The following is a 24,350-nucleotide window of genomic DNA, read 5'->3' as shown; positions in this document are numbered from 1 at the left end:
TACCGGCGGGAGCCGGGCGGATCAACCTTTCAGGATGATCTCCGCGACTTCCTCGATCGAGCCGGTCACCAGTAACGGGCTGCTGCCGACGATGCCGACCATAGTCTGGCCGTTCTCCCCGGTGCGCAGCCACGCGACGTTGGAAGCGACGATGAGGTAATTGCCGCCGCGCGAATGCAGGGGGATGAATTTCATGATTGCGGGTCTCCTGTGACCCGGCAGCGTCTACCCGCATGGACCCTGAAACGGGGTTAACGGCGCAGCGAGAAATCTTCCCGGTTCAGCCCAGGCTGGCAGGCCCGAAAGCGTCGGGCAGCAGCGCCGACAGCGTCGTGCGGCGCACTTCATCCGGCCCCACGCACAACACCTGCGGATCGGTACCGCCCAATTGCGCGAGCTCGTTGAGCACCTGCCGGCAGCGCCCGCAGGGCGTGATCGGTTCGTCGCCGGGCCCGGTCACCGCCACAGCCTCGAGCCCGCCGCGCCGCCCCTGCGCCATCGCGAGGGCCACCGCCACCGTTTCGGCGCACAGCGCCAGCCCGTAGCTGGCGTTCTCGATATTCGTGCCGGTCACCACCCCGCCATCGGCGAAACGCAGCGCAGCGCCGACAGGAAAGTTCGAATAGGGCGAATAGGACTGCGCCGCCGCGGCGCGGGCGGCGGCGATCAGGTCTTCGTCTGGCGGGGTCTGGTCGGTCATCGCCACGCTCCTAGGGCCGCACCACCATCCAGCGCAACGGTTGCTCTGCGGCTTCGGTCTGGAACGCGCTGTTGGCGGTCCACAACAGCCACGGCCGCCCGCCATAGGTCGGCTCGTTCCAATTGCGCGACAGCCACAGATTGCGGTCGATCCGCGCGGCGACCGCGTAGCCTTGCTCGAAATCCTCGGACGGCGCGAGAATCACGGGCTTGCCGGTGTGCGCCTCGATCTGGTTGACCAGCGTCATCACCTCGCTCTGGACGGCGGCACGGCTGACCCGCTCGGGGCAGTCTTCGGCAGTGCGCTCGAGCATGATCGCGGGCGGCAGCAGTTCGACATCGCGCGGCACGGTGGTGACGAAATTGGCCGATTGCCCGTCCGCGCGGGCGCAGGGATCGAAGCGATGGACCGCGCCGATCTGCAGGCCCGCGGCGCGCGCGGCGGCGAAATTATCCGGAAAGGCGGCATCCTTGCCATCGGCCCCGCGGCTTGCCTCGAGATAGACGAAGCCCGCGCCCAGTCCCTTGAGCGTAGCGAAGCGAACGGTGCCATCGACCTCGCCGACCAGTGCGCCCTGATCGGCCCATTTGCCTTCGTCGGGACGCCAGCTGCGCGATTCCCACCACGCCCAGCCACCGCCGAACAGCGCGATGAGCACCACCAGCGCCAGCAATCGCGGCAGCCAGCGCGAACCGCACTTGCCCGCCCGGCGACGCGGCGATTTGCGAGGGGCCTTGCGCACCATCCGCTCAACCCTTGATGTGCAGGACGCAGATCAGCGTGAACAGCCGCCGCGCGGTGGCGAAATCGGTCTCGACCTTGCCGTCGAGCCGCTCGACCAGCAGTTCGGCGGCGTGGTTGTGAATCCCGCGCCGGGCCATGTCGATGGTCTCGATCTCGGAGGGCGTCGCCTTGCGAATCGCCTGATAATAGCTGTCGCAAATCGCGAAATAGTCGCGAATCTGGCGGCGGAACCGCGCGAGGCCGAGTACCAGCTCTTCGAGCGTTTCGCCTTCCATATCGGCGATCCGCATCGCCAGCCGTCCGTCCACCACCGCCAGCGTCAGCTGGAAAGGCCCGCTGGCCCCGCGCTCGACCGCGCGCAGCGGCTTGAAGCTGTTCTCCTCGATCAAATCGAAGATCGCAACGCGCCGCTCCTGCTCGATATCGGCATTGCGCCAGATGATCGTCGCTTCGTCGAGATCGACCTGCGCGATGCGGTAATCGCCATCGGCGGGTGACGGAGGGGAGGAGGAATCGGGCATCGCTGGCAGCCGCTTTCGCAGATAGACCGGTGGCGCGGCAAGGGCTTGCGAATGCATCCCCGCTATCCACAGGGGCGGAGGGGCGATCTGTTGCCCTGATGCCTTGCCAGCCAAGGGTCCGCGCGCGCATCACGCGGGCATGCCCGAAACCGATACTCTCGCCCCGCCCGCCGATTCGCGCGCGCTCACCACTGCAGCCAGCGGCCCGGACAACACCGGCCGCGCCCTGCCCGCGAATCTCGAGGCCGAGGCGGCCTTCCTTGGCGCGGTGCTGATCGACAACAAGGTGATCGAGGAGCTGGGCACCCCGATCCGGCCCGAGCATTTCTTCGAGCCGGTCCACCAGCGCGTCTACGAACGGGTGCTGCGCCTGCTCGACCGCAATTCGGTCGCCACTCCAGTCACGCTCAAGCCCTATTTCGAGCAGGACGAGGCGCTGCAATCGCTCGGCGGGGTGACCTATCTCGCCAAGCTGACCGCCGACGGCCAGGGCCTGCTCGCCTCGCGCGAACTGGCCGAGCAGATCTACGATCTGGCGCTGCTGCGCGAACTGGTCAGCGTCGGGCGAGGGCTGGTCGAGGGGGCTCTCGACACCTCCGACGAGGTCGCGCCGATGGACAGGATCGCGCAGGCCGAGGCGGACCTGTTCCGCGTCGCCGAGGGCGCGACCGGCAATGCGCAAGCGACCGATTTCCGCAGTGCCACGCTCGCCGCGCTCAAGATGGCCGAGGCGGCGATGAATTCGGGTGGCGGGCTCTCGGGCAAGACCACCGGGCTCGAGGTGATCGACCAGAAGACCGCCGGCCTTCACAGTTCGGATCTCATCATCCTCGCCGGGCGCCCGGGCATGGGCAAGACCTCGCTCGCCACCAACATCGCCTTCAACTGCGCCGCCGAGCACATGAAATGGCAGCGCGAGGGCGGTACCTACAATTTCGGCGCCCCGGTGGCCTTCTTCAGCCTCGAGATGAGCGCCGACCAGCTCGCCACGCGTATCCTCGCCGAACAGGCCGAGATCACCAGCGAATCGCTGCGTTCGGGCAAGATCACCCGCGACGAGTTCCAGAAGCTATCGGCCGCCAGCCAGAAGCTGGCCGATCTGCCGCTCTATATCGACGACACGCCGGCGCTCACCATCGCCGCGTTGCGCACCCGCGCGCGGCGGCTGAAACGGCGTCACGATATCGGTATGATCGTGGTCGATTACCTCCAGCTCCTGCAGGGCTCGGGCCGCGCCAACGACAACCGCGTCAACGAGATTTCCGAGATCAGCCGCGGGTTGAAGACACTCGCCAAGGAGCTCAACCTGCCGGTGATCGCGCTGTCGCAGCTCAGCCGCGCGGTCGAACAGCGCGAGGACAAGCGACCGATGCTGTCGGATTTGCGCGAATCGGGATCGATCGAGCAGGACGCCGACATGGTGTGGTTCATCTTCCGCGCCGATTACTATCACGAGGCCTCGCGCCCCGACATGCCCGGCCCCGAGAGCTCGCCCGATGCGCGGGAGAAATACAGCGTCTGGGAAGAACGCTATCTCGAACTGCGCAACAAGGCGACGCTGATCGTGGCCAAGCAGCGCCACGGTTCGACCGGCAATGTCCCGCTGCACTTCCACGCCGAGGTCACCAAATTCACCAGCCCGAACAAGAAGGACTATACCGACTGGGGCGAACAGTGAGCCGCTTCGGGGTGCGCCCCTAAAGCCCGAGGTTGAGCTTGCGGCTGATGGTGTAGTCGAGCACCGAGACCAGCAGCCAGCTCAGGTTCCAGCGGACCCGGTTCCAGACCGTCGCGCGCCGTTCGTGCAATTCGGGGGTGATGCGCTCCGACGCGGCGACCTGGGTGTCGAGAAATTCGCGCAGTCGCGTCGCCAGCCCGGCATCCTCGATCCGCAGCATGATCTCCAGATTGATGAACAGGCTGCGCATGTCGAAATTGGCGCTGCCCAGATAGACGGTATCGTCGAGCACGATCAACTTCGTGTGCAGCTTGCACGGCGTGAACTCGTAGATCTCGGCCTGCTTGCCGAGCAGGTAGTGATAGAGCGACCGCGTCGCACCGATGGTGGCGTTGTTGTCGGATTTGCCCGCCATCACCAGCCGCGCCTCGCCCGCCTGCGCGATCCGGCCGATCCGGCGCAGCAGTTTTCGCGAGGGCGAAAAATAGGCCATGAACATATCGAGCCGCTTGCCGCGGTCGAGATCGCGTCCAACACAACCGGCCCAGTTCGAAAGGCCCCTGGTGGGACCGCCGACCAGCCAGCGAAGCCCCGTCCCTTCCGCCCAGTCCCAATCACGCACCGCGCGGCGGATGCGCCTGAAATTGCCGTCGACGTCTTCATTCCAACTCTGCAGGCGAGCGAACCATTCGACCAGCCCCGCAACCGCCGAACCCTGGATCACCACCCCCATATCGTTCCAGCCATTGTCTTCTGGCGGAGCGAAATAATCGTCCTGGATGTTGAAACCGCCAAACATCGCGCTTTCATCGTCGACGATGACCATCTTCTGATGGTTGCGGATCAGGTAGCGCTGAGTCCAGAGCGCGCCGAAGATTTGATAGGTCGCGCCGGCCTCGCGGAGCGGTTCGACGAAGGAATCGGAAAGATCGGCCCCAAAGCCGTCCACCACCAGCGTAACATCGACCCCGCGCCGCGCCGCTGCGACCAGCGCGTCGCGCAAGTCTCTGCCCACCTCGTCCTCGACGAAGATGTAGAAACACAATTTGAGCGTGTGCCGGGCCGATGCGACCAGTTCGAACAGCCGGTCTCGACGATCCGCTCCACCGGGGTAGAAAGTCAGCGACTGGCCCTGCGCCTCGCAGGTAAAGGGCTCCGGATCGCTGTAGCTGGTTCCCGGCAGGGCCGGATCCTTCACTGGGGCATCGTTCATCGCAAGGAGCCCTAGGCCAGCGGCACGCCCGGTGCAAATTCTTGACTCCGGCGCCCTTGCCGAGTATTTGGCGTTCTTTCCCGATTTCATCGAATTTTTCGGAGTGCTGCATGGCGCGCGTAACCGTCGAAGATTGCGTCGACAAGATCCCCAACCGTTTCGATCTCGTCCTGCTGGCGGCCCAGCGGGCACGCGAGATTGCGGGCGGTGCCGAACTGACCATCGATCGTGACCGCGACAAGAACCCCGTCGTCGCGCTGCGCGAGATCGCGGAGCAGACCGTCAAGCCCAAGGAATTGATGGAATCGGCGGTCACCAATCTGCAGAAGATCCTGCCCGACGATGATGACGAGGCCGATGAAGTCGGTTCGCTCAGCCAGTCGGCCGAAGCCCTGCGGATCACCGCATCGGCGCCTGCGCGCTCGACCTCGATCGGGGCCGATTACGAAGGCTGACGGCTTCCAATATTACCGATGCCAAAGGGCCGCGTCCTCACCGGGATTGCGGCCCTTTTGCTTGGTCGGCCAGTTTCGCCCGGTGGCGGAAGGGCAGCAGCAGGCTCCACCCCAGCGCAAGCGGGCGAGCGTCCTGATATTCGGCGAGGCCGATCGTCAGCCCGTCCTGCCCCTCGCGCGCGCGCGCGCGGTAGGTCCGGAACAGCCTGTCCCACCCAGACAGCATGGTGCCGTAATTGCTGTTGGTCTCGCGCTGCAGCGTCGAATGATGGATGCGGTGCATATCGGGGGTGACGATCACGAACCGCGCCAGTCGGTCGAGCGGGGGCGGTAGCGAGAGATTCGCATGAACGAACAGCGTCGCCGCGTTGAACACCACTTCGAAGACGAACACCGCCAGCGCCGCCGGCCCCAGCACCGCGACCACCGCCATCTTGTAGAGCATCGACAGCCCGATCTCGATCGGGTGGAAGCGCGCCGCGGTGGTCACGTCGAAATCGGGGTCGGCGTGGTGGACCTGATGCAGCCGCCACAACAGCGGCACGCGATGCGTCGCCCAGTGCTGGAAGAACAGCGCCAGATCGAGCGCGAACAGCGCCAACAGCAGCTCGAGCCAGAACGGCAGGTCGAACTGGTTGAACAGCCCCCAGCCGCGAACCTCAGCGAGCTGCGCAGTGCCGACCATCAACAGCGGCACCGCAACCCGCACCAGCGCGGTGTCGAGCGCGAAGAGTCCAAGATTGGTGGCCCAGCGCCGACCGCGGCCATGGCGCAGGCGGCGGCGTGGCACCACCAGCTCCACTGCGGCCAGTGCGGCGAAAACCAGCGCCATCGCGCCCAGGCCGATCAGCTGGATGCTGGGAGAATCCGGGTCCATCCTGCTCTATGTGGCGCCCACGGGTTGCGGTGCAAGCCCGGCAATCGCATTGCGCCGGATCGGCGCGGGCGGTAGAAGCGCGATCCAAAGGGGACGGCATGGGGAATCTGGGCGAAGCGGTCAGTACCGCAGTCGAGCGTGGCCCGGTCAGCCGCGCGGCTTCTGCCGTGCATCGCAAGCCCGGCGCCGACGCTCGTTCGCCTGGCGACGGCCATTTCACCGAGGCGACCTGTCTCAATTGCGGCACCATGCTGACCGGACCGCATTGCCACCAATGCGGTCAGAAGGCGCATCTCCACCGCACCATCGGCGCTTTCCTCCACGATCTGCTCCACGGCGCCCTGCATTTCGATGGCAAGACCTGGCGCACGCTGCCCAAGCTCGTGTTCAAGCCGGGCGAGCTCACCCGGCGCTATATCGATGGCGAGCGCGCCCGCTTCGTCTCGCCGATGGCGCTGTTCCTGTTCGCTGTGTTCCTGATGTTCGCGGTCTTCCAGGTGATCGGGCTGACCCCTCCGACCGATATCCAGACTGGCGATGGCGTAAATACCAGCCTTGCCGAGGTGCAGGAAAGCCTCGTGGCGGAGCGGGAGCTTGTCGCACAAGAGCCAGCGGACTCGCCCCGGTTCGAAGAGGCACAGCGTCGATTGGCCGAGATCGAGCAACGGCTGGAGGCGGTCGCCGGGACTGAAGAACTGCTGGCCGGTGGTGACGGCATGGCCACGGCTTCGACCGTCAAAACCGGCGCTGCCTGGATCGACAAGGGCCTCGACAAATGGCGGACCAATCCGGGTCTGATGCTCTACAAGCTGCAGGCGAACAGCTATAAGTTCAGCTGGCTTCTGATCCCGCTTTCGGTGCCGTTCGTGTGGCTGCTGTTCGCCTGGAAGCGCAATTTCAAGGCTTATGATCACGCGATCTTCGTTACTTACTCGCTAGCCTTTATGTCGCTGTTGTTCATCGTGCTCTCGGTGCTCGGCATGGCGGGCGCGCCCAGCAGAATCGTAGCGACGGCGACCGCCGCGATTCCACCGATCCATATCTACAAGCAGATGCGTGGCACCTATGCGCTGTCGCGCTTCTCGGCGCTGTGGCGGCTTGGCGTACTGCTCGCCTTCGTCACGATCATCGTGATGCTGTTCCTGCAGATCCTGCTCATGCTCGGAGCGTACTGAGCGCTCAGGCGCCGCGCCCGGTTTCCTTTTGCAGCGCATCGATCCGCTGCGACGCCTCGGCCTTCGTAAGCTTGGCATCATAGGCGTCGGGCTGGCCCGCTTCCTCGCTTAACGTCTTGAGGTAGCTCGCCTGCGCTCCGGTCATCGCCTCCTCGCCGGTGGTCCAGTTCTCGGGCGGTTTTTCGGCATTGGTAACGGGATCCGACTTGGGATGCTGGGTGGGAACGGTGCTGGTCATTAGACAATCTCCTTTGCCTGACCAACAGTTCAGTTCTTGCTATGTTCCCCGGAAGAGTCGAGCATCTGCAATCGATAAATTGGCACGCCAGAAATCGGAAACGGCGCGCACTGCAAGTAGCAATGCGCGCCGTTCTTACATCGAGGATGTACCGGGATCAGGCGCCCGCCGGTGCCGCGCCGCCTTCGCCGCCGAACTTCTTGCCCGCCTTGGGGACCGCGCTGCCGATGATCGGCTTGATCGCGACCTGCCCGCCGGCGGGCTTATCGGTGCGGTCGATCGTGCCGTCCTTGATCAAGCGATCAATCTCCTCGCCGGTCAGCGTCTCGTATTCGAGCAGCGCCTGCGCGAGCAGGTGGAGCTTGTCCTCCTGATCGGTCAGCACCTCGGTCGCCCGCTTGAGACCGCCTTCGACCAATTCCTTGATCTCGGCATCGATCAGCTTGTTGGTTTCGGATCCGCCCATGGTGCGCGCGGTCTGGCCCATCCCGAGATAGCCTTCCTGGCTTTCCTCGTATTGCAGCGGGCCGAGCTTGTCGCTCATGCCCCATTTGGTGACCATCGAGCGCGCCAGATCGGTGGCGTACTGGATATCGCCCGAGGCACCGCTGGAGACCTTGTTGTGACCGAAGATGATCTCTTCAGCCACGCGGCCACCCATCGCCACCGCTAGGTTCGCGTGCATCTTGTCGCGGTGGTAGGAATAGCTGTCGCGCTCGGGCAGGCGCATCACCATGCCCAAGGCGCGGCCGCGCGGGATGATCGTCGCCTTGTGGATCGGGTCCGAGGCGGGCTCGTTGACCGATACCAGAGCATGGCCTGCCTCGTGATAGGCGGTCATCTTCTTCTCGTCCTCGGTCATCACCATCGAGCGCCGCTCGGCGCCCATCATGACCTTGTCCTTGGCGTCCTCGAATTCCTGCATGGCGACCAGGCGCTTGTTGCGCCGTGCGCCCAGCAGCGCCGCCTCGTTGACGAGGTTGGCGAGATCGGCACCCGAGAAGCCGGGAGTGCCGCGCGCGATGGTGCGACTGTTCACGTCGGGCGCCAGCGGCACCTTCTGCATATGGACGGCGAGGATCTTCTCGCGCCCTTCGATATCGGGAACGGGGACCACCACCTGGCGATCGAAGCGTCCCGGGCGCAGCAGCGCCGGATCGAGCACATCGGGGCGGTTGGTCGCGGCGATGATGATGATGCCTTCATTGGCCTCGAAACCATCCATCTCGACCAGCAGCTGGTTGAGCGTCTGCTCGCGCTCGTCGTTGGAATTGCCCAGGCCATGCCCGCGGCTGCGACCCACGGCATCGATCTCGTCGATGAAGAGGATGCAGGGCGCGTTTTTCTTGGCCTGTTCGAACATGTCGCGCACGCGGCTGGCGCCGACGCCGACGAACATCTCGACGAAGTCCGAGCCCGAGATGGTGAAGAAGGGCACGCCCGCCTCGCCCGCGATGGCGCGTGCGAGCAGGGTCTTGCCGGTACCGGGCGAGCCGACCAGCAGCGCGCCCTTGGGGATCTTGCCGCCGAGCTTGGAGAAACGCTGCGGATCCTTGAGGAATTCGACGATCTCCTCGAGCTCCTCACGCGCCTCATCGATGCCCGCGACATCGGCAAAGGTGACCTTGCCCTGCTTTTCGGTGAGCATCTTGGCCTTCGACTTGCCAAAGCCCATCGCGCCGCCCGCGCCGCCGCCCTTCTGGACCTGGCGCAATGCGAAGAAGGCGATACCGAGAATGAGGATAAAGGGCAGCGACTGGATCAGCATATAGGTGAGGACACCCATTTCTTCCTTGGCCGCGCCCGAATAGGTGACGCCGTTCTCCTCGAGCAGAGGGGTCAGCGTGGTATCATTGGCGACCGGAACCGACGAGAAAGTCTCGCCATTGGTGAGCGTGCCGGTGATGCGATCCTCGGAAATGCTGACATTCTGCACCGAGCCTTCGGCCACGCGATCACGGAATTCGGAATAGCCGAGTTCCTGGCCCGCGGGCTGGGCGCTGCCGCCGAAGACGGAGACCACCACCAGCAGGGCGAGAAACACCCCGCCCCAGACCATCAGACTTTTCATCCAGGGGTTGGGACCGTTTTCCTGGGGATCGCCCGGCTCGTTCTGATCTCTCATGTCACGCACATCCTTTCGCGACCTTCAATGTAGGCGCACGGGTGTGAATGACAAGTTGCCGAAATATGCATCGAGCGATGCAGATCAGGCAATAATCCGGTCGAACAGCCAGTAGCTGCCGGTGATGCCGATGCCATAGGCCGCAAGCCGCACTGCATGGGGCTCGGCTTGCGGCGAGAAGCGCTGCACCACACGGCGTAGCGCCAGCACCCCGGCAATCACCAGCAACTGCCCTGCCTCGACCCCGAGATTGAAGCTCACGAGCGCGGCGGGGACCTCGCCCTCGGGCAGGCCGATCTCGCGCAGCGCACCCGCGAAACCGAAACCGTGGAACAGGCCGAACGCGAAGGCGACCGCCCATGGCAGGCGCTGCGTCAGCGTGTCGCGCCTGCCGCGCGCCAGTTCGACCGCCAGAAACACGATCGACAGCGCGATCAGCGCCTCGACCGGACGCGAGGGCAGTCCGGCATAGCCGAAGGTGACCGCCGCCAGCGTCAGCGAATGCGCCACGGTGAAAGCGGTCGCTGCCTTCACCACGGTCCAGCCTTTCGCCACCAGCAGCACCAGCGCGATCACGAACAGCAGGTGATCCCAGCCTTCGAGAATATGCTCGACCCCGAGCCCGAAATAGCTGCGCCATACCTGCGCGGCGGCGGGAACGCCGACGATCGTCGCTTCGGGCTGGGAGGCGGTCAGCCGATAGGTCTGCACCGCGCGTCCGAGCGGAACCACACGCAGCAGCGCATCGCCGGCAACCACCAGATCGCGCGCGCCGATGCGCTGGTCGGTGACAGCGCCGTCGCATTCGACCTCGACACCGCCGATCAGCGCCGCGGCAGCGCTACGAACCACCGGCTCCCCCGCCATCCGGCAATTGTCGGGCAAGCTCGGATAGGCGAGCCGCGTTGCGGGCGAGGCGACCGGCTGCTTCCAGTCGAGCCGCCAGCGGTCCTCATCGAGTTGGGTGAAAGAGATCGCAACCGGGCGCAGTTCGTCGGCCCGGGCAGTGCCCGGCCATGCGAGCGCGACGGTCAGCAGCGCGGCCAGCAGGGGCAGGGCCAAGACGCTCGCAGCGCGGAGGATCACTCGGCGATCTCGACCCGATAGGCATCGCGCAGCAAGCGGTAGGCGGCCTCGGTGCGCCCCGCGATGGTCGCGCCGCGCCAGTCGTCCTCGACCTCCCCGCGGATTGCGGCGAGCGGCGGGACCGCGCCCTCCTCGCGCGCGCGCAACCTGACCAGATGCCAGCCGAAACCAGAGGGTACCGGGCCCTGCCACGCCTCCCCAGGCTCCAACCCCGCGATCGCCGCGGCGAACTGGCGCCCGTAGCGGTCGGTCACGACGCGCAGGCTCGCCTTGTCCCGCGACACCGGGACCGATAGCGGCTCGCCCAGCCCCTGCCAGTCGGCGCCGCGCCGCAATTGCGCCTGCGCCGCGCGCGCAGCTTCCTCATCGGCAAAATAGAGCTGGTCGAAACCCACGCTGGCACCGCGCGCGAATCGCTGCGGATGCGCGGCCAGCCATTCGCGCAACTCGGTGTCGCTCGGCACCGCGGTTTCGGCTTGCGCGCTCGCCAGCGCGTCCATTTTCTTCGCCAGCCGCCGCCTGACCACCGCATCGTCGCGGTCGAGCCCCAGCCGCAGCGCCTCGCGACAGAGCACCTCGTCGCGCAGCCAGCGCTCGATCAGCCCGTCGAGCTCGGCATCGGTCGGCGGACGCTGCATCATTGTCTCGAACTGCAGCGCGATGCTGGCCTGCACCTCGCGATCGACCGCGATCGTACGGCTGTCGGGATCCGGCTCTTCGCCGCGCCAGGCGAACAGCACGAACAGCAGCGCACCGGCGATGAGGAAATGGACGAGCGGGTCGCGCGCCCAATTGCGGATCACGAACCGACCATGATTGCCGGAGCGGTCGAACGCGGCGACATCGGGGACGGACGGATCCAGATCGGCGAGCTGTAGGCCCGCTCCTGCGCCACCGAGGACTCCACCACCTCGTCGGACAGCTCGATCCCGAAGCGCAGCCGGTCGAACAACGGCCAGCGCGGGGTCGGGATTTCGAGCACCCGGACGTAATAGAACGCGCGCTGGCTCGCTTCGTAGTCGGGATCGGTCCAAGCCGCGCGCAGCTCGGCCGCGCCGATGGTGTTGCTGTAGCTCGCCCGGGCACGGTCGACCGTATCGCCGACCGCAGGCACCCTGCCGCCGACCCGCGCCCGTTCGGCCATGTCGGACCAGACCACGTCGTAAACGCGCTCCTGCGCCTCGCCGGTCTCGTCCACCCAGCCCTTGACCACCTGCACCCGGTCGAGATTGGCACCGTCGGGGTCCTTCAAAGCCGAGATCATCAGCACCGGCGCACGCCCGGTGGCGGAGAGTTCGCCGCCCATCGGCACGCCGCGATTGTACCCCGCGCGCACCCAGTCGCCGCGCCAGTCGGCAGCGGTGAAATCGAACCCGGCGAACACCCGGAGCACCATCCGCGGCCCGGTGGTGGCATAGACCTCGCGCCGCCTGAAAGCGTCGAAGATTTCCGCGCGGGTGTTGCCGCGCGCCCAGGCCGCGGCATAGCCGCCCGCAAGATAGTGCCAGCCGAAACGCCCCTCGCTGGTGCCCAGATTCTGCGGCGCCATCGCGCGGTCGGGACCGGGTTCGTTGCCGGTGTGCTTGCCAAAGAAATTGTCCTCATCCCCGGTCGCCAGCCCGGTGTGGCTGTCGGTCGAGCCGACCAGTCCGAAGGCATAGGGGTTGGCGCCGGTGCGCTGCTCGATCGACAGCCCGCGCTTGAGCGCCTCGCGGACGTAATTGCCGCGCTGCATTTCCGGCGTGGTCGCGGCGGTGAGCGGCAGATTGCCCAGTTCCCAGCCGGTCACGCCGAAGCCCGCGAATTCGTCATTGGGCGACATGAAGGGATGCGCCTCGCTGTCGCCCTTGATCTGGGTCGCCTCGACCACCGGCTCCCAGCGTGCGCGCTTGCGTGCATATTCTGCAGTCATCGGCCCGCCGCCGGGCATGGTCAGCTCGAACATCAAGCCGTTGGAGAGGTTGGAATTGTGCGGGATCGCCAGCACCTGCCCGCCGGTGCCTTTCTCATAGGCTGCCATGTAATCCCATAGCCCCTCGGCCTCGGTGTCGATGCCGGGATAGGGCAGCACCTTCCCGGTCGTGGCGCTGCCGTCGCGAAACATCACCACCCGGTGGAGATTGTTGCCATCAGGCATGAGCGTGTATTCGAACCCTGCCAGCGCGGTGAATTCGCCGGGTCGGTTGTAGCGGTCGAGCATCGCGAGATGCGCGTCCCAGATCGTCCGCGTCGCCTCGCGCTGGCGTTCGGGGTCGGTCAGCGCGGCGGGCAGCTCGTCGTTGGAAGCGGCGGTGATCAGCTCGGCAATCGCGCGCTGCGAGCCTTGCGGCCCCTCGTGCATCATGTCGTACCAGCGCCGGAGCGTGGGATCGCGCACCAGAATCCGCGGCGCATCGTAGAGCCGCCGCGTCGCGCCCAGGGCATCGGAATGGTCCGCGATAACGAGAAAATCGAGCGGGCGATCGAGCTGCGCGGCCAGACCGGTGGTCGCCGTGACCTCGCGCCCGCTGGCGAATTGCAGTGCCTCTTCGGGGCCCAGCCGGACGCCGAAGCCGAAAGCGTCGATCGAATTGTCGGTGTGGAGATGGGTGTCGCCCCAATAGGGGCGGTCGGGGAATTCGGCGAGTTCGATCGCTCCGCTGCCGTCGCCGCTCTGCGCTTCGGTGACACCGGCGTCCGCGCCGCAGCCCCCCAGCACCGCGACCAGACTCGCCCACGCCAAGCCGGTGATGATCCTGTGCATCGCATCCTCCCCCAATCCCGCCGCGAATGTGCGCAATCCGGGAGTGCGAAGTCAAGCGGATGCTAGAAGGGCAGGATGCTTCCCGAGGGATCGGAGGTGAACCAGAAATAGCCGCCCAGCCCCACTGCCAGCGCAGACAGCGCCAGCGCTACCAGCATCAGCAACCCGTCGCGCACCAGGATCGCCAGTCCGAAAGCGGCGATGGCCAGCATCGGGCCGCTGCTGGCAAAGGGAAGCAGTTCGAGCGGAGGCACGGTGCAGCACAGCAAGACCACCACCGCCGCGGCGATCTTCTGCATCTGCGGCCCGGTGAAGCGTTGCAGCCGCCCCTTGAACCAGCGGTCGAGAAAGGCGGCAACGCCTTCGAGCTTCTGCGCCGATTTCATCAGCTTCCGGGCGCCGACCGCACGGCGCTGGATCACCTGTGGCAGCCAGACGTGGTCGCGCCCGAGCAGCAAATGCACCGCGACCAGCGCGATAATCAGGGCAAGCAATGTCGGGATACCCGGAATCCCGCCGACCGGGGTCAGCTCGATCAGCGCGGGCACGAACAGGAACGGGCCGAAGCTGCGCTTGCCAAATTCGTCGAGCACATCGCCGATGCGGACCTCGTCGCGGCTCTCCGCCAGATCCTCGAGCGCTTCGACAGTTTCGGTGGCGCTGTGCGGCTCATGCGTCATCGATCATTCTCCCCGCCGCTCAACGGGTGACGGCGCAAATCGGCTCCCGCGCCGTCAGCCCGAGGATTTGAGCAGCGCCGAACGCTCGCAGCTGCAGACCACCTCGCCGCGCTGATTTAGCGCCTCGTGGCGGAAGGTAACGATGCCCTGCCCCGGGCGCGACTTGCTGTCCCGCAAGCCGATCACCTCGCTGCGCGCACGCAGCGTGTCGCCGATGAACACCGGGTTGGGGGTCACCACCTTGTCGAAGCCGAGATTGGCCACCAGCGTGCCGAGCGTGGTGTCGCCGACCGAGAGCCCGACCAGCAGCGCAAAGGTGAAGGTCGAGTTGACCAGGATCTGCCCGAAGCCGCTCGCCTTGGCCGCCTCGATATCGAGATGCAGCGGCTGGGGATTGTGCGTCATGGTCGAGAACAACAGATTGTCGGTCTCGGTCACGGTGCGGTGAATCTCGTGTTCGAGCGTGTCGCCCACGGTCCATTGGTCGAAAAACTTGCCGGCCATCAGGACGAGGCCCCCATCACGGCCTTGATCTCGAGGAAGTCGTGGAACCCGAACCGGCCCCATTCGCGGCCGTTACCGCTCTTCTTGTAGCCCCCGAAGGCGGCGTGCATGTCGTAGCCGCCGTTGATCGCCACCCGCCCGGCGCGGATTTTACGCGCGAGCCGCTTGGCGGTCTCGACATCCTCGCCGGTGATATGGCTGGCGAGCCCGTATTCGGTGTCGTTGGCGATCCGCACCGCGTCGTCGTAATCCTCGTAGCCGATGATGGTCAGCACTGGCCCGAAGATCTCTTCGCGCGCGATCGCCATGTCGTTGGAAACATCCGCGAACACCGTCGGGCGCACATAATGGCCGGCTTCCAGCCCCTCGGGCTTGCCCGGACCGCCCGCGATCAGCGTCGCGCCTTCGGCCACGCCCTGCTCGATCAGGCCCTGGATCTTGTCCCATTGCGCTTTCGAAACCACCGGGCCGATGGTGGCATTGCCGCGCGGATCGCCGGGAATGACCTTCTCCGCCGCATCCTTCGCGGCCGCCTTGGCTTCGTCCATCCGCCGGTGCGGCACGAGCATCCGGCTGGGCGCGGTGCAGGTCTGGCCCGAATTGCCCATCATCGCGGTCGTGCCGCGCGCAACCGATTGCGCGAAAACGGAATCGTCGAGCACGATATTGGGGCTCTTGCCGCCCAGCTCCTGCGCCACCCGCTTGACCGTGGGGGCGGCGTTGGCGGCGATGGCGACACCGGCGCGGGTCGATCCGGTGAAGCTCACCATGTCGATATCCGCATGCCCGCTGATCGCCTCGCCGACGCCGGGACCGTCGCCGTTGACGAGGTTGAACACGCCTGCAGGCACCCCTGCCGCGTGCATGATCTCGGCGAAGATGACGGCGTTGAAGGGCGCGATCTCCGAAGGTTTGAGGATCATCGTGCAGCCGGTCGCCAGCGCCGGGAAGACCTTGCAGGCGATCTGGTTGAGCGGCCAGTTCCACGGAGTGATCATCCCGACCACGCCGATCGGCTCATAGAGATGCAGCGTCGCGCCGTCCTGGCGCTCGAACTCGAAACCCTCGAGCACCTCGATGGCAGTCTGGCAATGCCCGGCCAGCAGGCCGACATGCGGCCCGTTGGCGAGCGACATCGGTGCCCCCATCTCATCGCTGATCGCGGAGGCGAGATCCTCGCGGCGCTTCTCGATCTCGGCAAGAATCGCGCGCAGCAGCTCGATCCGGGTCTCGCGGCTCGAGAACTGCCAGTCCTCGAAAGCCCGCCGCGCTGCGACGACCGCCTTGTCGACATCGGCTGCGCTGCCGAAGGAGATATGGCCGATTGCCTGCTCCGTGGCCGGGTTCTCGACCTCCCGCGCGTCGGCTTCGACCGGATCGACCCATTGGCCGTCGATGTAGAATTTCGTGTATTCGCGCATGGTGATACTCCTCGAAATTCGCCCTAGCTTCCCTGCCCCCAGCGCGCCACCACATCGGCGCCGTCCTCGGCGCTGTCGCGGATGGTGCCCGGCGTCCGCTCGAACCGCGGCGCAGGCGCGGTGTGCCAGACGCCGTCGCGTTCGACATAGGAACCGCGTGCCTGCAGATGCGGGTGCTCGCGCGCCTCGTCCACCGGCAGTACGGGGGCGAAGCAGGCGTCGCTGCCTTCGAGCAGCTCGGTCCAGTCGGCGGCGGTCCGGGTCTTGAACAGCGCCGCTAGCCGCTCGGTATAATCGTCCCAATTGGCGGGGTTCATTTGCCCCTGGCGCAATTCCTCGGGTGCATCCGCCTTGTCGAGCAGCTCGGCGTAGAACTGCGGCTCGATCGCGCCGACGCTGATCTCGCGGCCGTCGGCGCATTCGTAGCAGCGATAGAAATGCGCCGCGCCGCCGAGCATGCCCTTGCCGCGTTCGGTGCTCAAATGCGGTGCGTGGCGCGCGCCGAAGAAGAAGCTCATCAGGCTGGTTGCGCCATCGACGATCGCCGCGTCGACCACCTGGCCCTGCCCAGAACGCTCGCGCTCGTAGAGCGCGGCGAGGATACCCAGCGCGCAATAGAGCGAACCGCCGCCGAAATCGCCGACCAGATTCTGCGGCGGGGTGGCGGTCTCGCCTGCTCGGCCGACCGCCGCCAGCGCGCCGGTAATGGCGATGTAATTGATGTCATGACCCGCGGCCTTGGCGAGCGGACCCTCCTGCCCCCAGCCTGTCATCCGCGCGAAGATCAGCCGCGGATTGTCTTTCAGCAGCACCTTGGGACCCAGCCCCAGCCGCTCCATCACGCCGGGGCGATAGCCCTCTACCAGCACATCGGCATGGCGCAGCGCCTCGCGGCAGAAATTCTTGCCTTCCTCGGTCTTGAGATCGACCGCGACGCGGTTGCGGCCGCGCTCGACCACCGGGTTGAGCACCTGCGTGCCCGCGCGCTCGATCCGTACCACCTCGGCGCCCATGTCGGCGAGCAGCATCGCGACATGCGGGCCGGGCCCGATCCCGGTGAATTCGACGACCTTGAGACCCGTCAGCGGGCCGGCGGAACCGGTATCGACCATGTTTCTCTCTCCTGTTTGAGCCATCGCATTGCATGATGCGCGCTGTCCCGCAACCGCGCGGCAGAACGAAGCAAAAAGGTTGTCTTTCGGCTCGCGAAGCGGCACCGCGAACCGACATGCCATCCGCGCCGACAAAACCCGCCCGAGCCATCAGGTGAGCGAGCTGCAACGCGAATTCCGCGACGCGCTTGGCTCCTTCGCGACCGGCGTGACCATCGCCACCACTCTGGCCGCCGATGGCGAGCCGGTGGGGGTGACCGCGAGCAGCTTCAATTCGGTCAGTCTCGATCCGCCGCTGGTGCTGTGGTCGCTGGCCAAGAATTCGCTGTCGCGCGAGGCTTTCTCGGCCAGCGGGCATTTCGCGGTCCATGTGCTGGCCGCTTCGCAACGCGCCTTGTCCGACCGTTTCGCGCGCTCGGGGGCGAACAAGTTCGACGGGGTCGATTGGCTGCGCGGCGCTTTGGGAGCGCCGGTGTTTCCCGAGTTCGCCGCGCGGTTCGAATGCCGCACCCGCCACGAATACGAGGGCGGCGATCATATCATCCTGGTCGGCGAGGTGGTCGAGTTCGAGGCCCGTCCCGTCGCGCCGCTGCTGTTCCTTGCCGGCCGCTACGCGCGCCACCAGCCCGATTCCGAACCCGCTGGCGACGAAGCGGAAGAAACCATGGATATCCTCAACGAGGCGCTGTCGCTCGAACGCGCGCTGGAAACCGTGGTCGAAGGCAAGCTGGGCGAAGCGGAGCTGGCCGAGGCGAGGCGGCTGATGCAGCGGATCGTCGAACTGGCGCGCGGCGCCTCGTCCTGATCCCCTTTCGCTCGGGCTTTAGCCGGGCTTGCGCCGGGCCTTCACAGGGCTTTCACAGGGCGCGCGAGCCGCTATGCTCAGGCCCAAGGAGAGAGTGGTCATGAGCGAATTCGTCGAGCCCCCGCGCAGTAACAGCGCAACCCATTGCACACCCGAGCAATACGAGGCGCTCTATCGCCGCTCACTCGAGCAGCCCGACGCATTCTGGCTCGAACAGGCCCAGCGGCTCGACTGGTTCACCCCACCCACGCTGGGCGGCGAATGGTCCTACGATCCGGTGTTCATCGAATGGTTCGGCGATGGGACGCTCAACCTGTGCCACAATGCGGTCGATCGCCATCTGGCGGACAAGGGCGATCGCACCGCGCTGATCTTCGAACCCGACGATCCTCAGGGCGAGAGCCGCAGCCTCAGCTATCGCGAACTGCATGGCGAGGTCGTTCGGATGGCCAATGCGCTCCAAGCGCTGGGAGTCGCCAAGGGCGACCGGGTTACGCTCTACATACCGATGATCGTCGAGGGCGTCACCGCAATGCTCGCCTGCGCGCGGATCGGCGCGGTCCATTCGGTGGTGTTCGGCGGTTTCTCGCCCGAGGCGCTGGCCGGGCGGATCGTCGATTGCGACAGCCGCTTCGTCATCACCGCCGATGGCGGGATGCGCGGCGGCAAGCCGGTGGCGCTCAAAGCCAATGTCGATGCCGCGCTGGCGCATGACGGCGTCGCGGTCGACGGGGTGCTGGTGGTGCGCCACACCGGTGCCGAGACCGCGATGGAAGCGCCGCGCGATCGCTGGCTGCACGAACTCGCCAGCGACGAGGACTGCCCCTGCGCCGAAATGCGCGCCGAGGACCCGCTGTTCATCCTCTACACCTCGGGTTCGACCGGCAAGCCCAAGGGCGTCCTCCACACCACCGGCGGCTATGGCGTCTGGACCGCGGCCACCTTCCACTATGTGTTCGACTACCAGCCGGGCGAGGTGTTCTGGTGCACCGCCGATATCGGCTGGGTCACGGGGCACAGCTATGTCGTCTATGGCCCGCTCATCAACGGCGCGGCGCAGGTGATCTTCGAGGGCGTGCCCAATTATCCCGATCATGGCCGGTTCTGGGATGTGGTCGACAAGCACTCGGTCGCCATCCTCTACACCGCGCCGACCGCGATCCGCGCGCTGATGCGCGAGGGCGATCACCATGTCACCAGCCGCGACCGGTCCTCGCTGCGACTGCTGGGCACGGTGGGCGAGCCGATCAATCCCGAGGCTTGGCGGTGGTATTTCGAGGTGGTCGGCGAGAAGCGCTGCCCGGTGGTCGACACCTGGTGGCAGACCGAAACCGGCGGCGCGATGATCACCACCCTGCCCGGCGCGCACGCCATGAAGCCGGGCAGCGCCGGCAAGCCCTTCTTCGGGGTTCGCCCGCAATTGCTCGACGCCGAGGGCGAGGTGATCGAGGGTGCCGCGGCGGGCAATCTGGCGATCACCCACAGCTGGCCGGGCCAGGCACGCACCGTCTATGGCGATCACGACCGTTTCGTGCAGACCTATTTCAGCACCTATATGGGCAAATACTTCACCGGCGACGGCTGTCGCCGCGACGAGGACGACTATTACTGGATCACCGGGCGGGTCGACGACGTCATCAACGTCTCGGGCCACCGCATGGGCACCGCCGAGATCGAGAGCGCGCTGGTGCTGCACGACACAGTCGCCGAGGCGGCGGTGGTCGGCTGTCCGCACGACATCAAGGGCCAGGGCATCTATTGCTACGTCACCCTCTATGCGGGGCAAGAAGGTTCGGACGAACTGGCGAAAGAACTGCGCCAGCATGTTCGCAAAGAGATAGGCCCTATCGCCACGCCCGACCACATCCAGTTCACCGACGGCCTACCCAAGACCCGTTCGGGCAAGATCATGCGCCGCATCCTGCGCAAGATCGCCGAAAACGAGTTCGGCGCGCTGGGCGACACCTCGACGCTCGCCGACCCCTCGCTGGTCGACCGGCTGGTCGAGGGGCGCCAGAACCGCTGACCGGCCGGGCTACCCCGCACCACACGGCTTGCGCCTTTCGCCTGCGCCGATAGGGTGGCGATAAGTTCGCGATCGAAACCAATCCACCAGACGCCCGGGAGAGCGCCATGAGCTACGAGACCATCACCACCACCCGCACCGGCAATGTGCTGAAGCTGACCCTCAACCGCCCCGAACGGCTCAACGCCTGCCCGCCGCAGATGGCGGACGAGATCTTCGATGCGGTGCGCGATCTCGATGGCGCGCGCGCGGTGCTGATGACCGGCGAAGGCCGCGCCTTCTGCTCGGGCGCCGATCTCGCCGCCAATGCGGACAAGTCGGGCACCGGCCCGATCAACGGCGGCGACCGCGCCTTCACCTCGCTCCAGCGGCATTACAACCCGATGATCCAGGCGCTGGCGAGCGTGCCCGTGCCGGTGGTTTCTGCGGTGCAAGGTCCGGCAGCGGGCGTTGGCTGCTCGATCGCGCTGGCGGCAGATTTCGTGATCGCGGGCAAGAGCGGCTATTTCCTCCAGGCCTTCGTCAACATCGGGCTGGTACCCGATGGCGGCTCGAGCTGGATGCTGCCGCGTCTGGTGGGCACCGCACAGGCGACGCGGATGATGATGCTGGGCGAGAAGATCCACGGCGAGGAAGCCGAGCGGATCGGGCTGATCTACAAATGCGTCGAGGACGAAGCGCTCACCGCCGAAGCCGAGGCGCTGGCCGAGAAGCTCGCCAATGGTCCGACGCTCGCGCTGGGGCTGATGAAGCGCAACATCCGCGCCGGGCTGGAGAGCGATTTCACCGCCACGCTGCTGATGGAAGCACAGGGCCAGCGCGAGGCCGGGATGAGCCAGGATTCGATGGAGGGCGCGATGTCGTTCCTCCAGAAGCGCAAGCCCGCGTTCAAGGGCGCCTGAGCGCCGGTGGGCTGAACCAAAAGCCAGACTGAAACGAGCCAGACTGAAACGAAAAGGGGCGGCACACTGGCCGCCCCCTCCGTTTGTCTGCTTGCCAGCGCCTCAGGCGAAGGCGTCGCGCTTGATCGTGATCACCTGCGGGTAGGTGAATTCCTTCAAGCCATCGATGCCGTATTCGGCGCCGATGCCCGACTGCTTGTGCCCGCCGAAGGGGGCGAAGGGCGAGAGGTGCATGAACTCGTTGACCCACACCGTGCCGGTTTCCATCCGTTCGGCGACCGCGACGCCCTGCTCGGCATCGGCGGTCCAGACCGCGCCGGCGAGCCCGTATTCCGAGGCATTGGCGCGCTCGATGGCCTCGTCGACGGTGGCGAATTTCATCAGCGGCATCACCGGGCCGAACTGCTCCTCGGCGACGATCCGCGCATTCTCGGGCGGATTGTCGAGAATGGTGATCGGGACGTAATAGCCCGTGCCGGAAGGATCGACATCGCCCCCGGTGAGGAACTGGTAGCCCTCATCCTTGGCGTCCTGGATCAACTCGCAGACGCGCTCGAACTGCTTCTTGTTCTGGATCGGGCCGACCCCGGTGCCCTGCTCGGCGCCGTCGCCGACCTTCACCGTCTTGGCATAGGCGGCGATCGCCTTGGACAGATCGTCGTAGATGTCCTCGTGGATATAGATCCGCTTGGCGGCGATGCAGACCTGCCCGGCGTTGGAGAAGCTCGACCAGAACAGCTGTTCGGCGACTTTCTCGACATCGGCATCGGCGAGCACGATCGACGCGTCATTGCCGCCCAGTTCGAGCGTGATGCGCTTGAGATCCTTGCTCGCGCCTTCCATGATCTTCTTGCCGGTCGCGGTCGAGCCGGTGAAGGTGATCTTGTCGATCCCCGGGTGGCTGGTGATCATCGGGCCAAGTTCGTCGGGGCCGGTGATGATGTTGACCGTGCCCGCAGGCACGACATCCTTGATCAGCTCGGCGATGCGAAGCGTGGTCAGCGGGGTGAACGGCGAAGGTTTGAGCACGATGGTGCAACCCGCGACCAGCGCCGGAACGATCTTCTGGATCGCCATCATGATCGGGAAGTTCCACGGCACGATCCCGGCGACCACGCCCACGGGCACGCGGCGGGTGCGCGACAGACGCGTGTCGTCGTCCTGGTTGATCACATCCTCGAGCCGGAGCGTGGATTGCGCCGCGGCGAGCCCGGCGGCGCCGTAGATTTCCTGCTTCGCCTGGTTGTGCGGCTTGCCCTGCTCGCTGGTGAGCAGGCGGAACAGCTCGTCGGCGTTCTCCTTGATCGTCGCGGCGATCGCCTGGACCACCTTCTGGCGTTCCTCCGGCGTGGTCTTCTTCCAGCTCTGGAAGGCGCGGCGCGCAGCGGCGACCGCGCGGTCGAGCTCGTCCTTGCCCGCGGAAGGAACCTGGCCGACGACCTCCTCGGTCGCCGGGTTGATGACGTCCATCGTCCCCGATGTGGTGACGAGCTCGCCGTCGATGAGATTGGAATAGGTCTTGGTCATGTCTCTCTCCCGTTTGTGTCAGCGGATTCCTGTGGGCGTTCCCGCATAAGCTGGGCCTAAGCTGGGAACGCGAATCTCGGTTGCAATATGAGACTAGGCCTTCGTGCGGGTGAGCGCCAGCGGCCATCGCCGGGTCGGGCCTGGCGCTCGCCGGATCGCATCATGAGGCGGCCTTGGGCGTCGCCAGCAGCCCGCGGCCGATCACCTGCGCCTGGATTTCCGCCGCGCCCTCGAAAATGTTGAGGATCCGCGCATCGCACAGCACCCGGCTGACCTCGTATTCGAGCGCATAGCCATTGCCGCCGTGGATCTGCACCGCATTGTCGGCATTGGCCCAGGCGACCCGCGCCGCGAGCAGTTTGGCCATGCCTGCCTCGATGTCGCAGCGCTCGCCCTTGTCCTTGTGACGTGCCGCCGAATAGGTCAGCTCGCGCGCCATCAGCTGTTCGACCGCCATCAGCACCAGCTTGTCGGCAACGCGCGGGAAAGCCATCAGCGGCTTGCCGAACTGGCGCCGCTCGCCGGCATAGCGCAGCGCGAGGTCGAAGGCGTGCCAGCCGACCCCGATGGCGCGCGCCGCGGTCTGGATCCGCGCGCCCTCGAAGGTGCGCATCAATTGCTTGAACCCCTGCCCCTCGGCGCCGCCGAGCAGCGCATCGCCGGGCACCGCGAAACCGTCGAAGCCGAGCGTGTATTCCTTCATCCCGCGATAGCCGAGTACCTCGATCTCGTCGCCCGCCAGCCCTTCGTCGGGAAAGGGCTTTTCATCGCTGCCGCGGGTCTTTTCGGCGAGCAGCATCGACAGTCCGCCATAGCCCGGCGTGTCCGCATCGGTGCGGCACAGCAGCGTCATCAGATCGGCGCGCGCGGCGTGGGTGATCCAGGTCTTGGAACCATGCACCCCCCAATCACCCGCTTCGTCCCTCATCGCGCGGGTGCGGACCGAGGCGAGATCAGAGCCGGTGTCGGGCTCGGTGAAGACCGCGGTGGGCAGGATCGATCCATCGGCGAGGCGAGGCAAATAATGCGCCTTCTGTTCTTCGGTCCCGTTCTCGCCGATCAGCTCGCTGGCGATCTCGGAGCGGGTGCCCAGCGAACCGGCGCAGATCCAGCCGCGCGACAACTCTTCCGAGACCAGGCACATCGCCAGCTTGCCCAGCCCCAGCCCGCCATAGCGCTCGTCGATGCAGACCCCGAACACGCCCAGCGCGGCCATCTCGTCGACCAGCTCGATCGGGATCAGTGCATCGGCGAGGTGCCAGCCCTGCGCATGCGGAGTGATGCGATCCGCGGTGAAGGCGCGGAACTGGCCGCGGATCATGTCGAGCGTCTCGTCGTCGAAGCCTTCGTCGGGGACGCGCCCCTCGGCGAGATGCCCCGCCAGCGTGGCGCGGTGCTCGGCGGTGCTGCCCCCTTCGAGGAAGCGCCGCACCGCAGGATCCTCGGAAAAGTCGCGCGCCGCATCGGCGACGCCGAGTTCGGCGGGGCGGACGAACTCGCTCTGGCTCATCGGCAGCGCGGAAGCGAGCTGGTGGCAATATTCGCCGAAACCGATCGCCAGCGCCAGCCGCTCGACCTCGCCGAAGCGGCCGGCGTCCTCGACCCGCACTGCCCATTCGGCGACCGCCTCGAGCGCGGCGACGGTCGTGCCGATCCAGGCGAAACCGTGGACGCGGCGCTGTTCGCGCTCGATCAGCACGGGGTCCGCGCGGCCATCGGGGGCGACAAGAGCGTTGGTCGCTGCGCGCACCGCATCGCGATAGAGGCGCGCGGCGGCGCAGGCCCGGTGGGCCGTTTCGATCCAGTCGTTCATAGAAA

23 protein-coding genes are annotated in these 24,350 nt (G+C 66.2%); 6 read left to right on the top strand and 17 right to left on the bottom strand.

Annotation, left to right across the window (positions count from 1 at the left end; genetic code table 11):
• Positions 1-21: 21 nt before the first annotated feature.
• From A9995_RS17060 to A9995_RS09220, 4 genes are all read right to left on the bottom strand, one after another.
• The gene (locus A9995_RS17060; RefSeq protein WP_168157375.1) at positions 22-195 is read right to left on the bottom strand and encodes a hypothetical protein; all 174 of its coding nucleotides are present in this window, start codon (positions 193-195) and stop codon (positions 22-24) included.
• Between the two features lie 85 nt (positions 196-280).
• Positions 281-700 (bottom strand): cytidine deaminase, encoded by a 420-nt coding sequence (gene cdd / locus A9995_RS09230; protein ID WP_067611958.1) that lies wholly within the window; start codon positions 698-700, stop codon positions 281-283.
• A gap of 10 nt (positions 701-710) precedes the next feature.
• On the bottom strand, positions 711-1,445 hold the full coding sequence (locus A9995_RS09225) for a glycoside hydrolase family 25 protein (RefSeq protein ID WP_067611955.1): 735 nt from the start codon (positions 1,443-1,445) through the stop codon (positions 711-713).
• A gap of 4 nt (positions 1,446-1,449) precedes the next feature.
• Complete coding sequence (locus A9995_RS09220; RefSeq protein WP_067612585.1) at positions 1,450-1,965, bottom strand: UPF0262 family protein; 516 nt, start codon at positions 1,963-1,965, stop codon at positions 1,450-1,452.
• Positions 1,966-2,104: 139 nt separating this feature from the next.
• Between A9995_RS09220 and A9995_RS09215 the strand changes: the two genes are divergently transcribed.
• On the top strand, positions 2,105-3,643 hold the full coding sequence (locus A9995_RS09215; RefSeq protein ID WP_067611952.1) for a replicative DNA helicase: 1,539 nt from the start codon (positions 2,105-2,107) through the stop codon (positions 3,641-3,643).
• 19 nt (positions 3,644-3,662) lie between these two features.
• On the opposite strand, the gene A9995_RS09210 is transcribed toward A9995_RS09215, so the two are convergent.
• Positions 3,663-4,856 carry a phosphatidylserine/phosphatidylglycerophosphate/cardiolipin synthase family protein gene (locus tag A9995_RS09210; protein WP_067611949.1) on the bottom strand — a complete coding sequence of 398 codons (1,194 nt, stop codon included), beginning with the start codon at positions 4,854-4,856 and terminating at the stop codon, positions 3,663-3,665.
• A 110-nt stretch (positions 4,857-4,966) separates the two neighbouring features.
• On the opposite strand from A9995_RS09210, the gene rpoZ reads away from it, so the two are divergent.
• Positions 4,967-5,311 (top strand): DNA-directed RNA polymerase subunit omega, encoded by a 345-nt coding sequence (gene rpoZ / locus A9995_RS09205; RefSeq protein ID WP_067611946.1) that lies wholly within the window; start codon positions 4,967-4,969, stop codon positions 5,309-5,311.
• A 37-nt stretch (positions 5,312-5,348) separates the two neighbouring features.
• On the opposite strand, the gene A9995_RS09200 is transcribed toward rpoZ, so the two are convergent.
• Entirely contained in the window at positions 5,349-6,188 is an 840-nt protein-coding gene (locus tag A9995_RS09200) for a sterol desaturase family protein (protein ID WP_067611943.1), read from the bottom strand.
• A 98-nt stretch (positions 6,189-6,286) separates the two neighbouring features.
• Here A9995_RS09200 and A9995_RS09195 point away from each other — a divergent pair, with 98 nt between their 5' ends.
• Positions 6,287-7,363, top strand: a complete 1,077-nt coding sequence (locus tag A9995_RS09195) for a DUF3667 domain-containing protein (protein WP_067611940.1) — start codon at positions 6,287-6,289, stop codon at positions 7,361-7,363.
• Between the two features lie 4 nt (positions 7,364-7,367).
• Here A9995_RS09195 and A9995_RS09190 read toward each other — a convergent pair whose 3' ends face one another.
• From A9995_RS09190 to A9995_RS09150, 9 genes are all read right to left on the bottom strand, one after another.
• Positions 7,368-7,601 carry a DUF3072 domain-containing protein gene (locus A9995_RS09190; RefSeq protein WP_067611937.1) on the bottom strand — a complete coding sequence of 78 codons (234 nt, stop codon included), beginning with the start codon at positions 7,599-7,601 and terminating at the stop codon, positions 7,368-7,370.
• A 157-nt stretch (positions 7,602-7,758) separates the two neighbouring features.
• Positions 7,759-9,726, bottom strand: coding sequence for an ATP-dependent zinc metalloprotease FtsH (gene ftsH / locus A9995_RS09185; protein ID WP_067611934.1), 1,968 nt, complete (start codon positions 9,724-9,726; stop codon positions 7,759-7,761).
• An 84-nt stretch (positions 9,727-9,810) separates the two neighbouring features.
• Positions 9,811-10,788 (bottom strand): HupE/UreJ family protein, encoded by a 978-nt coding sequence (locus A9995_RS09180; RefSeq protein WP_233998150.1) that lies wholly within the window; start codon positions 10,786-10,788, stop codon positions 9,811-9,813.
• A gap of 20 nt (positions 10,789-10,808) precedes the next feature.
• Positions 10,809-11,615 (bottom strand): peptidyl-prolyl cis-trans isomerase, encoded by an 807-nt coding sequence (locus A9995_RS09175; RefSeq protein WP_067611931.1) that lies wholly within the window; start codon positions 11,613-11,615, stop codon positions 10,809-10,811.
• The gene (locus A9995_RS09170; protein WP_067611928.1) at positions 11,612-13,555 is read right to left on the bottom strand and encodes a DUF3604 domain-containing protein; all 1,944 of its coding nucleotides are present in this window, start codon (positions 13,553-13,555) and stop codon (positions 11,612-11,614) included. Before A9995_RS09170 ends, A9995_RS09175 begins: the two co-directional genes overlap by 4 nt.
• A gap of 62 nt (positions 13,556-13,617) precedes the next feature.
• Complete coding sequence (locus A9995_RS09165; RefSeq protein ID WP_067611925.1) at positions 13,618-14,235, bottom strand: exopolysaccharide biosynthesis protein; 618 nt, start codon at positions 14,233-14,235, stop codon at positions 13,618-13,620.
• Positions 14,236-14,289: 54 nt separating this feature from the next.
• A complete protein-coding gene (locus A9995_RS09160; protein WP_067611922.1) occupies positions 14,290-14,739 on the bottom strand; it encodes a MaoC family dehydratase in 450 nt (149 codons plus the stop codon).
• On the bottom strand, positions 14,739-16,160 hold the full coding sequence (locus tag A9995_RS09155) for an aldehyde dehydrogenase family protein (protein ID WP_067611920.1): 1,422 nt from the start codon (positions 16,158-16,160) through the stop codon (positions 14,739-14,741). The genes A9995_RS09160 and A9995_RS09155 overlap by 1 nt, the downstream gene beginning before the upstream one ends.
• Before the next feature lie 23 nt (positions 16,161-16,183).
• On the bottom strand, positions 16,184-17,272 hold the full coding sequence (locus A9995_RS09150; RefSeq protein ID WP_067611917.1) for a CaiB/BaiF CoA-transferase family protein: 1,089 nt from the start codon (positions 17,270-17,272) through the stop codon (positions 16,184-16,186).
• A 154-nt stretch (positions 17,273-17,426) separates the two neighbouring features.
• Here A9995_RS09150 and A9995_RS09145 point away from each other — a divergent pair, with 154 nt between their 5' ends.
• The 3 genes from A9995_RS09145 (at position 17,427) to A9995_RS09135 (ending at position 21,005) form a co-directional block, all read left to right on the top strand.
• On the top strand, positions 17,427-18,077 hold the full coding sequence (locus A9995_RS09145; RefSeq protein WP_082992637.1) for a flavin reductase family protein: 651 nt from the start codon (positions 17,427-17,429) through the stop codon (positions 18,075-18,077).
• 100 nt (positions 18,078-18,177) lie between these two features.
• Positions 18,178-20,103 (top strand): acetate--CoA ligase, encoded by a 1,926-nt coding sequence (acs, locus tag A9995_RS09140; protein WP_067612576.1) that lies wholly within the window; start codon positions 18,178-18,180, stop codon positions 20,101-20,103.
• Between the two features lie 107 nt (positions 20,104-20,210).
• Complete coding sequence (locus A9995_RS09135; RefSeq protein WP_067611913.1) at positions 20,211-21,005, top strand: enoyl-CoA hydratase-related protein; 795 nt, start codon at positions 20,211-20,213, stop codon at positions 21,003-21,005.
• A 102-nt stretch (positions 21,006-21,107) separates the two neighbouring features.
• Here A9995_RS09135 and A9995_RS09130 read toward each other — a convergent pair whose 3' ends face one another.
• Positions 21,108-22,532 carry an aldehyde dehydrogenase family protein gene (locus tag A9995_RS09130; protein WP_067611910.1) on the bottom strand — a complete coding sequence of 475 codons (1,425 nt, stop codon included), beginning with the start codon at positions 22,530-22,532 and terminating at the stop codon, positions 21,108-21,110.
• A 160-nt stretch (positions 22,533-22,692) separates the two neighbouring features.
• A complete protein-coding gene (locus A9995_RS09125; protein WP_067611905.1) occupies positions 22,693-24,345 on the bottom strand; it encodes an acyl-CoA dehydrogenase family protein in 1,653 nt (550 codons plus the stop codon).
• Between the last annotated feature and the right edge of the window lie 5 nt (positions 24,346-24,350).

The organism is Erythrobacter sp. QSSC1-22B, from assembly GCF_001678665.1.
Classification (GTDB): domain Bacteria; phylum Pseudomonadota; class Alphaproteobacteria; order Sphingomonadales; family Sphingomonadaceae; genus Qipengyuania.
The sequence above is the reverse complement of the archived record's forward strand: the minus strand, read 5'-3'. Positions and strand labels throughout refer to the sequence as shown.

Bases quoted from the DNA above. Each gene is read 5' to 3' on its own strand.
- A9995_RS17060 (WP_168157375.1), bottom strand. From the start codon at position 195: ATGAAATTCATCCCCCTGCATTCGCGCGGCGGCAATTACCTCATCGTC.
- cdd (WP_067611958.1), bottom strand. From the start codon at position 700: ATGACCGACCAGACCCCGCCAGACGAAGACCTGATCGCCGCCGCCCGC.
- A9995_RS09225 (WP_067611955.1), bottom strand. From the start codon at position 1,445: ATGGTGCGCAAGGCCCCTCGCAAATCGCCGCGTCGCCGGGCGGGCAAG.
- A9995_RS09220 (WP_067612585.1), bottom strand. From the start codon at position 1,965: ATGCCCGATTCCTCCTCCCCTCCGTCACCCGCCGATGGCGATTACCGC.
- A9995_RS09215 (WP_067611952.1), top strand. From the start codon at position 2,105: ATGCCCGAAACCGATACTCTCGCCCCGCCCGCCGATTCGCGCGCGCTC.
- A9995_RS09210 (WP_067611949.1), bottom strand. From the start codon at position 4,856: ATGAACGATGCCCCAGTGAAGGATCCGGCCCTGCCGGGAACCAGCTAC.
- rpoZ (WP_067611946.1), top strand. From the start codon at position 4,967: ATGGCGCGCGTAACCGTCGAAGATTGCGTCGACAAGATCCCCAACCGT.
- A9995_RS09200 (WP_067611943.1), bottom strand. From the start codon at position 6,188: ATGGACCCGGATTCTCCCAGCATCCAGCTGATCGGCCTGGGCGCGATG.
- A9995_RS09195 (WP_067611940.1), top strand. From the start codon at position 6,287: ATGGGGAATCTGGGCGAAGCGGTCAGTACCGCAGTCGAGCGTGGCCCG.
- A9995_RS09190 (WP_067611937.1), bottom strand. From the start codon at position 7,601: ATGACCAGCACCGTTCCCACCCAGCATCCCAAGTCGGATCCCGTTACC.
- ftsH (WP_067611934.1), bottom strand. From the start codon at position 9,726: ATGAGAGATCAGAACGAGCCGGGCGATCCCCAGGAAAACGGTCCCAAC.
- A9995_RS09170 (WP_067611928.1), bottom strand. From the start codon at position 13,555: ATGCACAGGATCATCACCGGCTTGGCGTGGGCGAGTCTGGTCGCGGTG.
- A9995_RS09165 (WP_067611925.1), bottom strand. From the start codon at position 14,235: ATGACGCATGAGCCGCACAGCGCCACCGAAACTGTCGAAGCGCTCGAG.
- A9995_RS09160 (WP_067611922.1), bottom strand. From the start codon at position 14,739: ATGGCCGGCAAGTTTTTCGACCAATGGACCGTGGGCGACACGCTCGAA.
- A9995_RS09155 (WP_067611920.1), bottom strand. From the start codon at position 16,160: ATGCGCGAATACACGAAATTCTACATCGACGGCCAATGGGTCGATCCG.
- A9995_RS09150 (WP_067611917.1), bottom strand. From the start codon at position 17,272: ATGGTCGATACCGGTTCCGCCGGCCCGCTGACGGGTCTCAAGGTCGTC.
- acs (WP_067612576.1), top strand. From the start codon at position 18,178: ATGAGCGAATTCGTCGAGCCCCCGCGCAGTAACAGCGCAACCCATTGC.
- A9995_RS09135 (WP_067611913.1), top strand. From the start codon at position 20,211: ATGAGCTACGAGACCATCACCACCACCCGCACCGGCAATGTGCTGAAG.
- A9995_RS09130 (WP_067611910.1), bottom strand. From the start codon at position 22,532: ATGACCAAGACCTATTCCAATCTCATCGACGGCGAGCTCGTCACCACA.
- A9995_RS09125 (WP_067611905.1), bottom strand. From the start codon at position 24,345: ATGAACGACTGGATCGAAACGGCCCACCGGGCCTGCGCCGCCGCGCGC.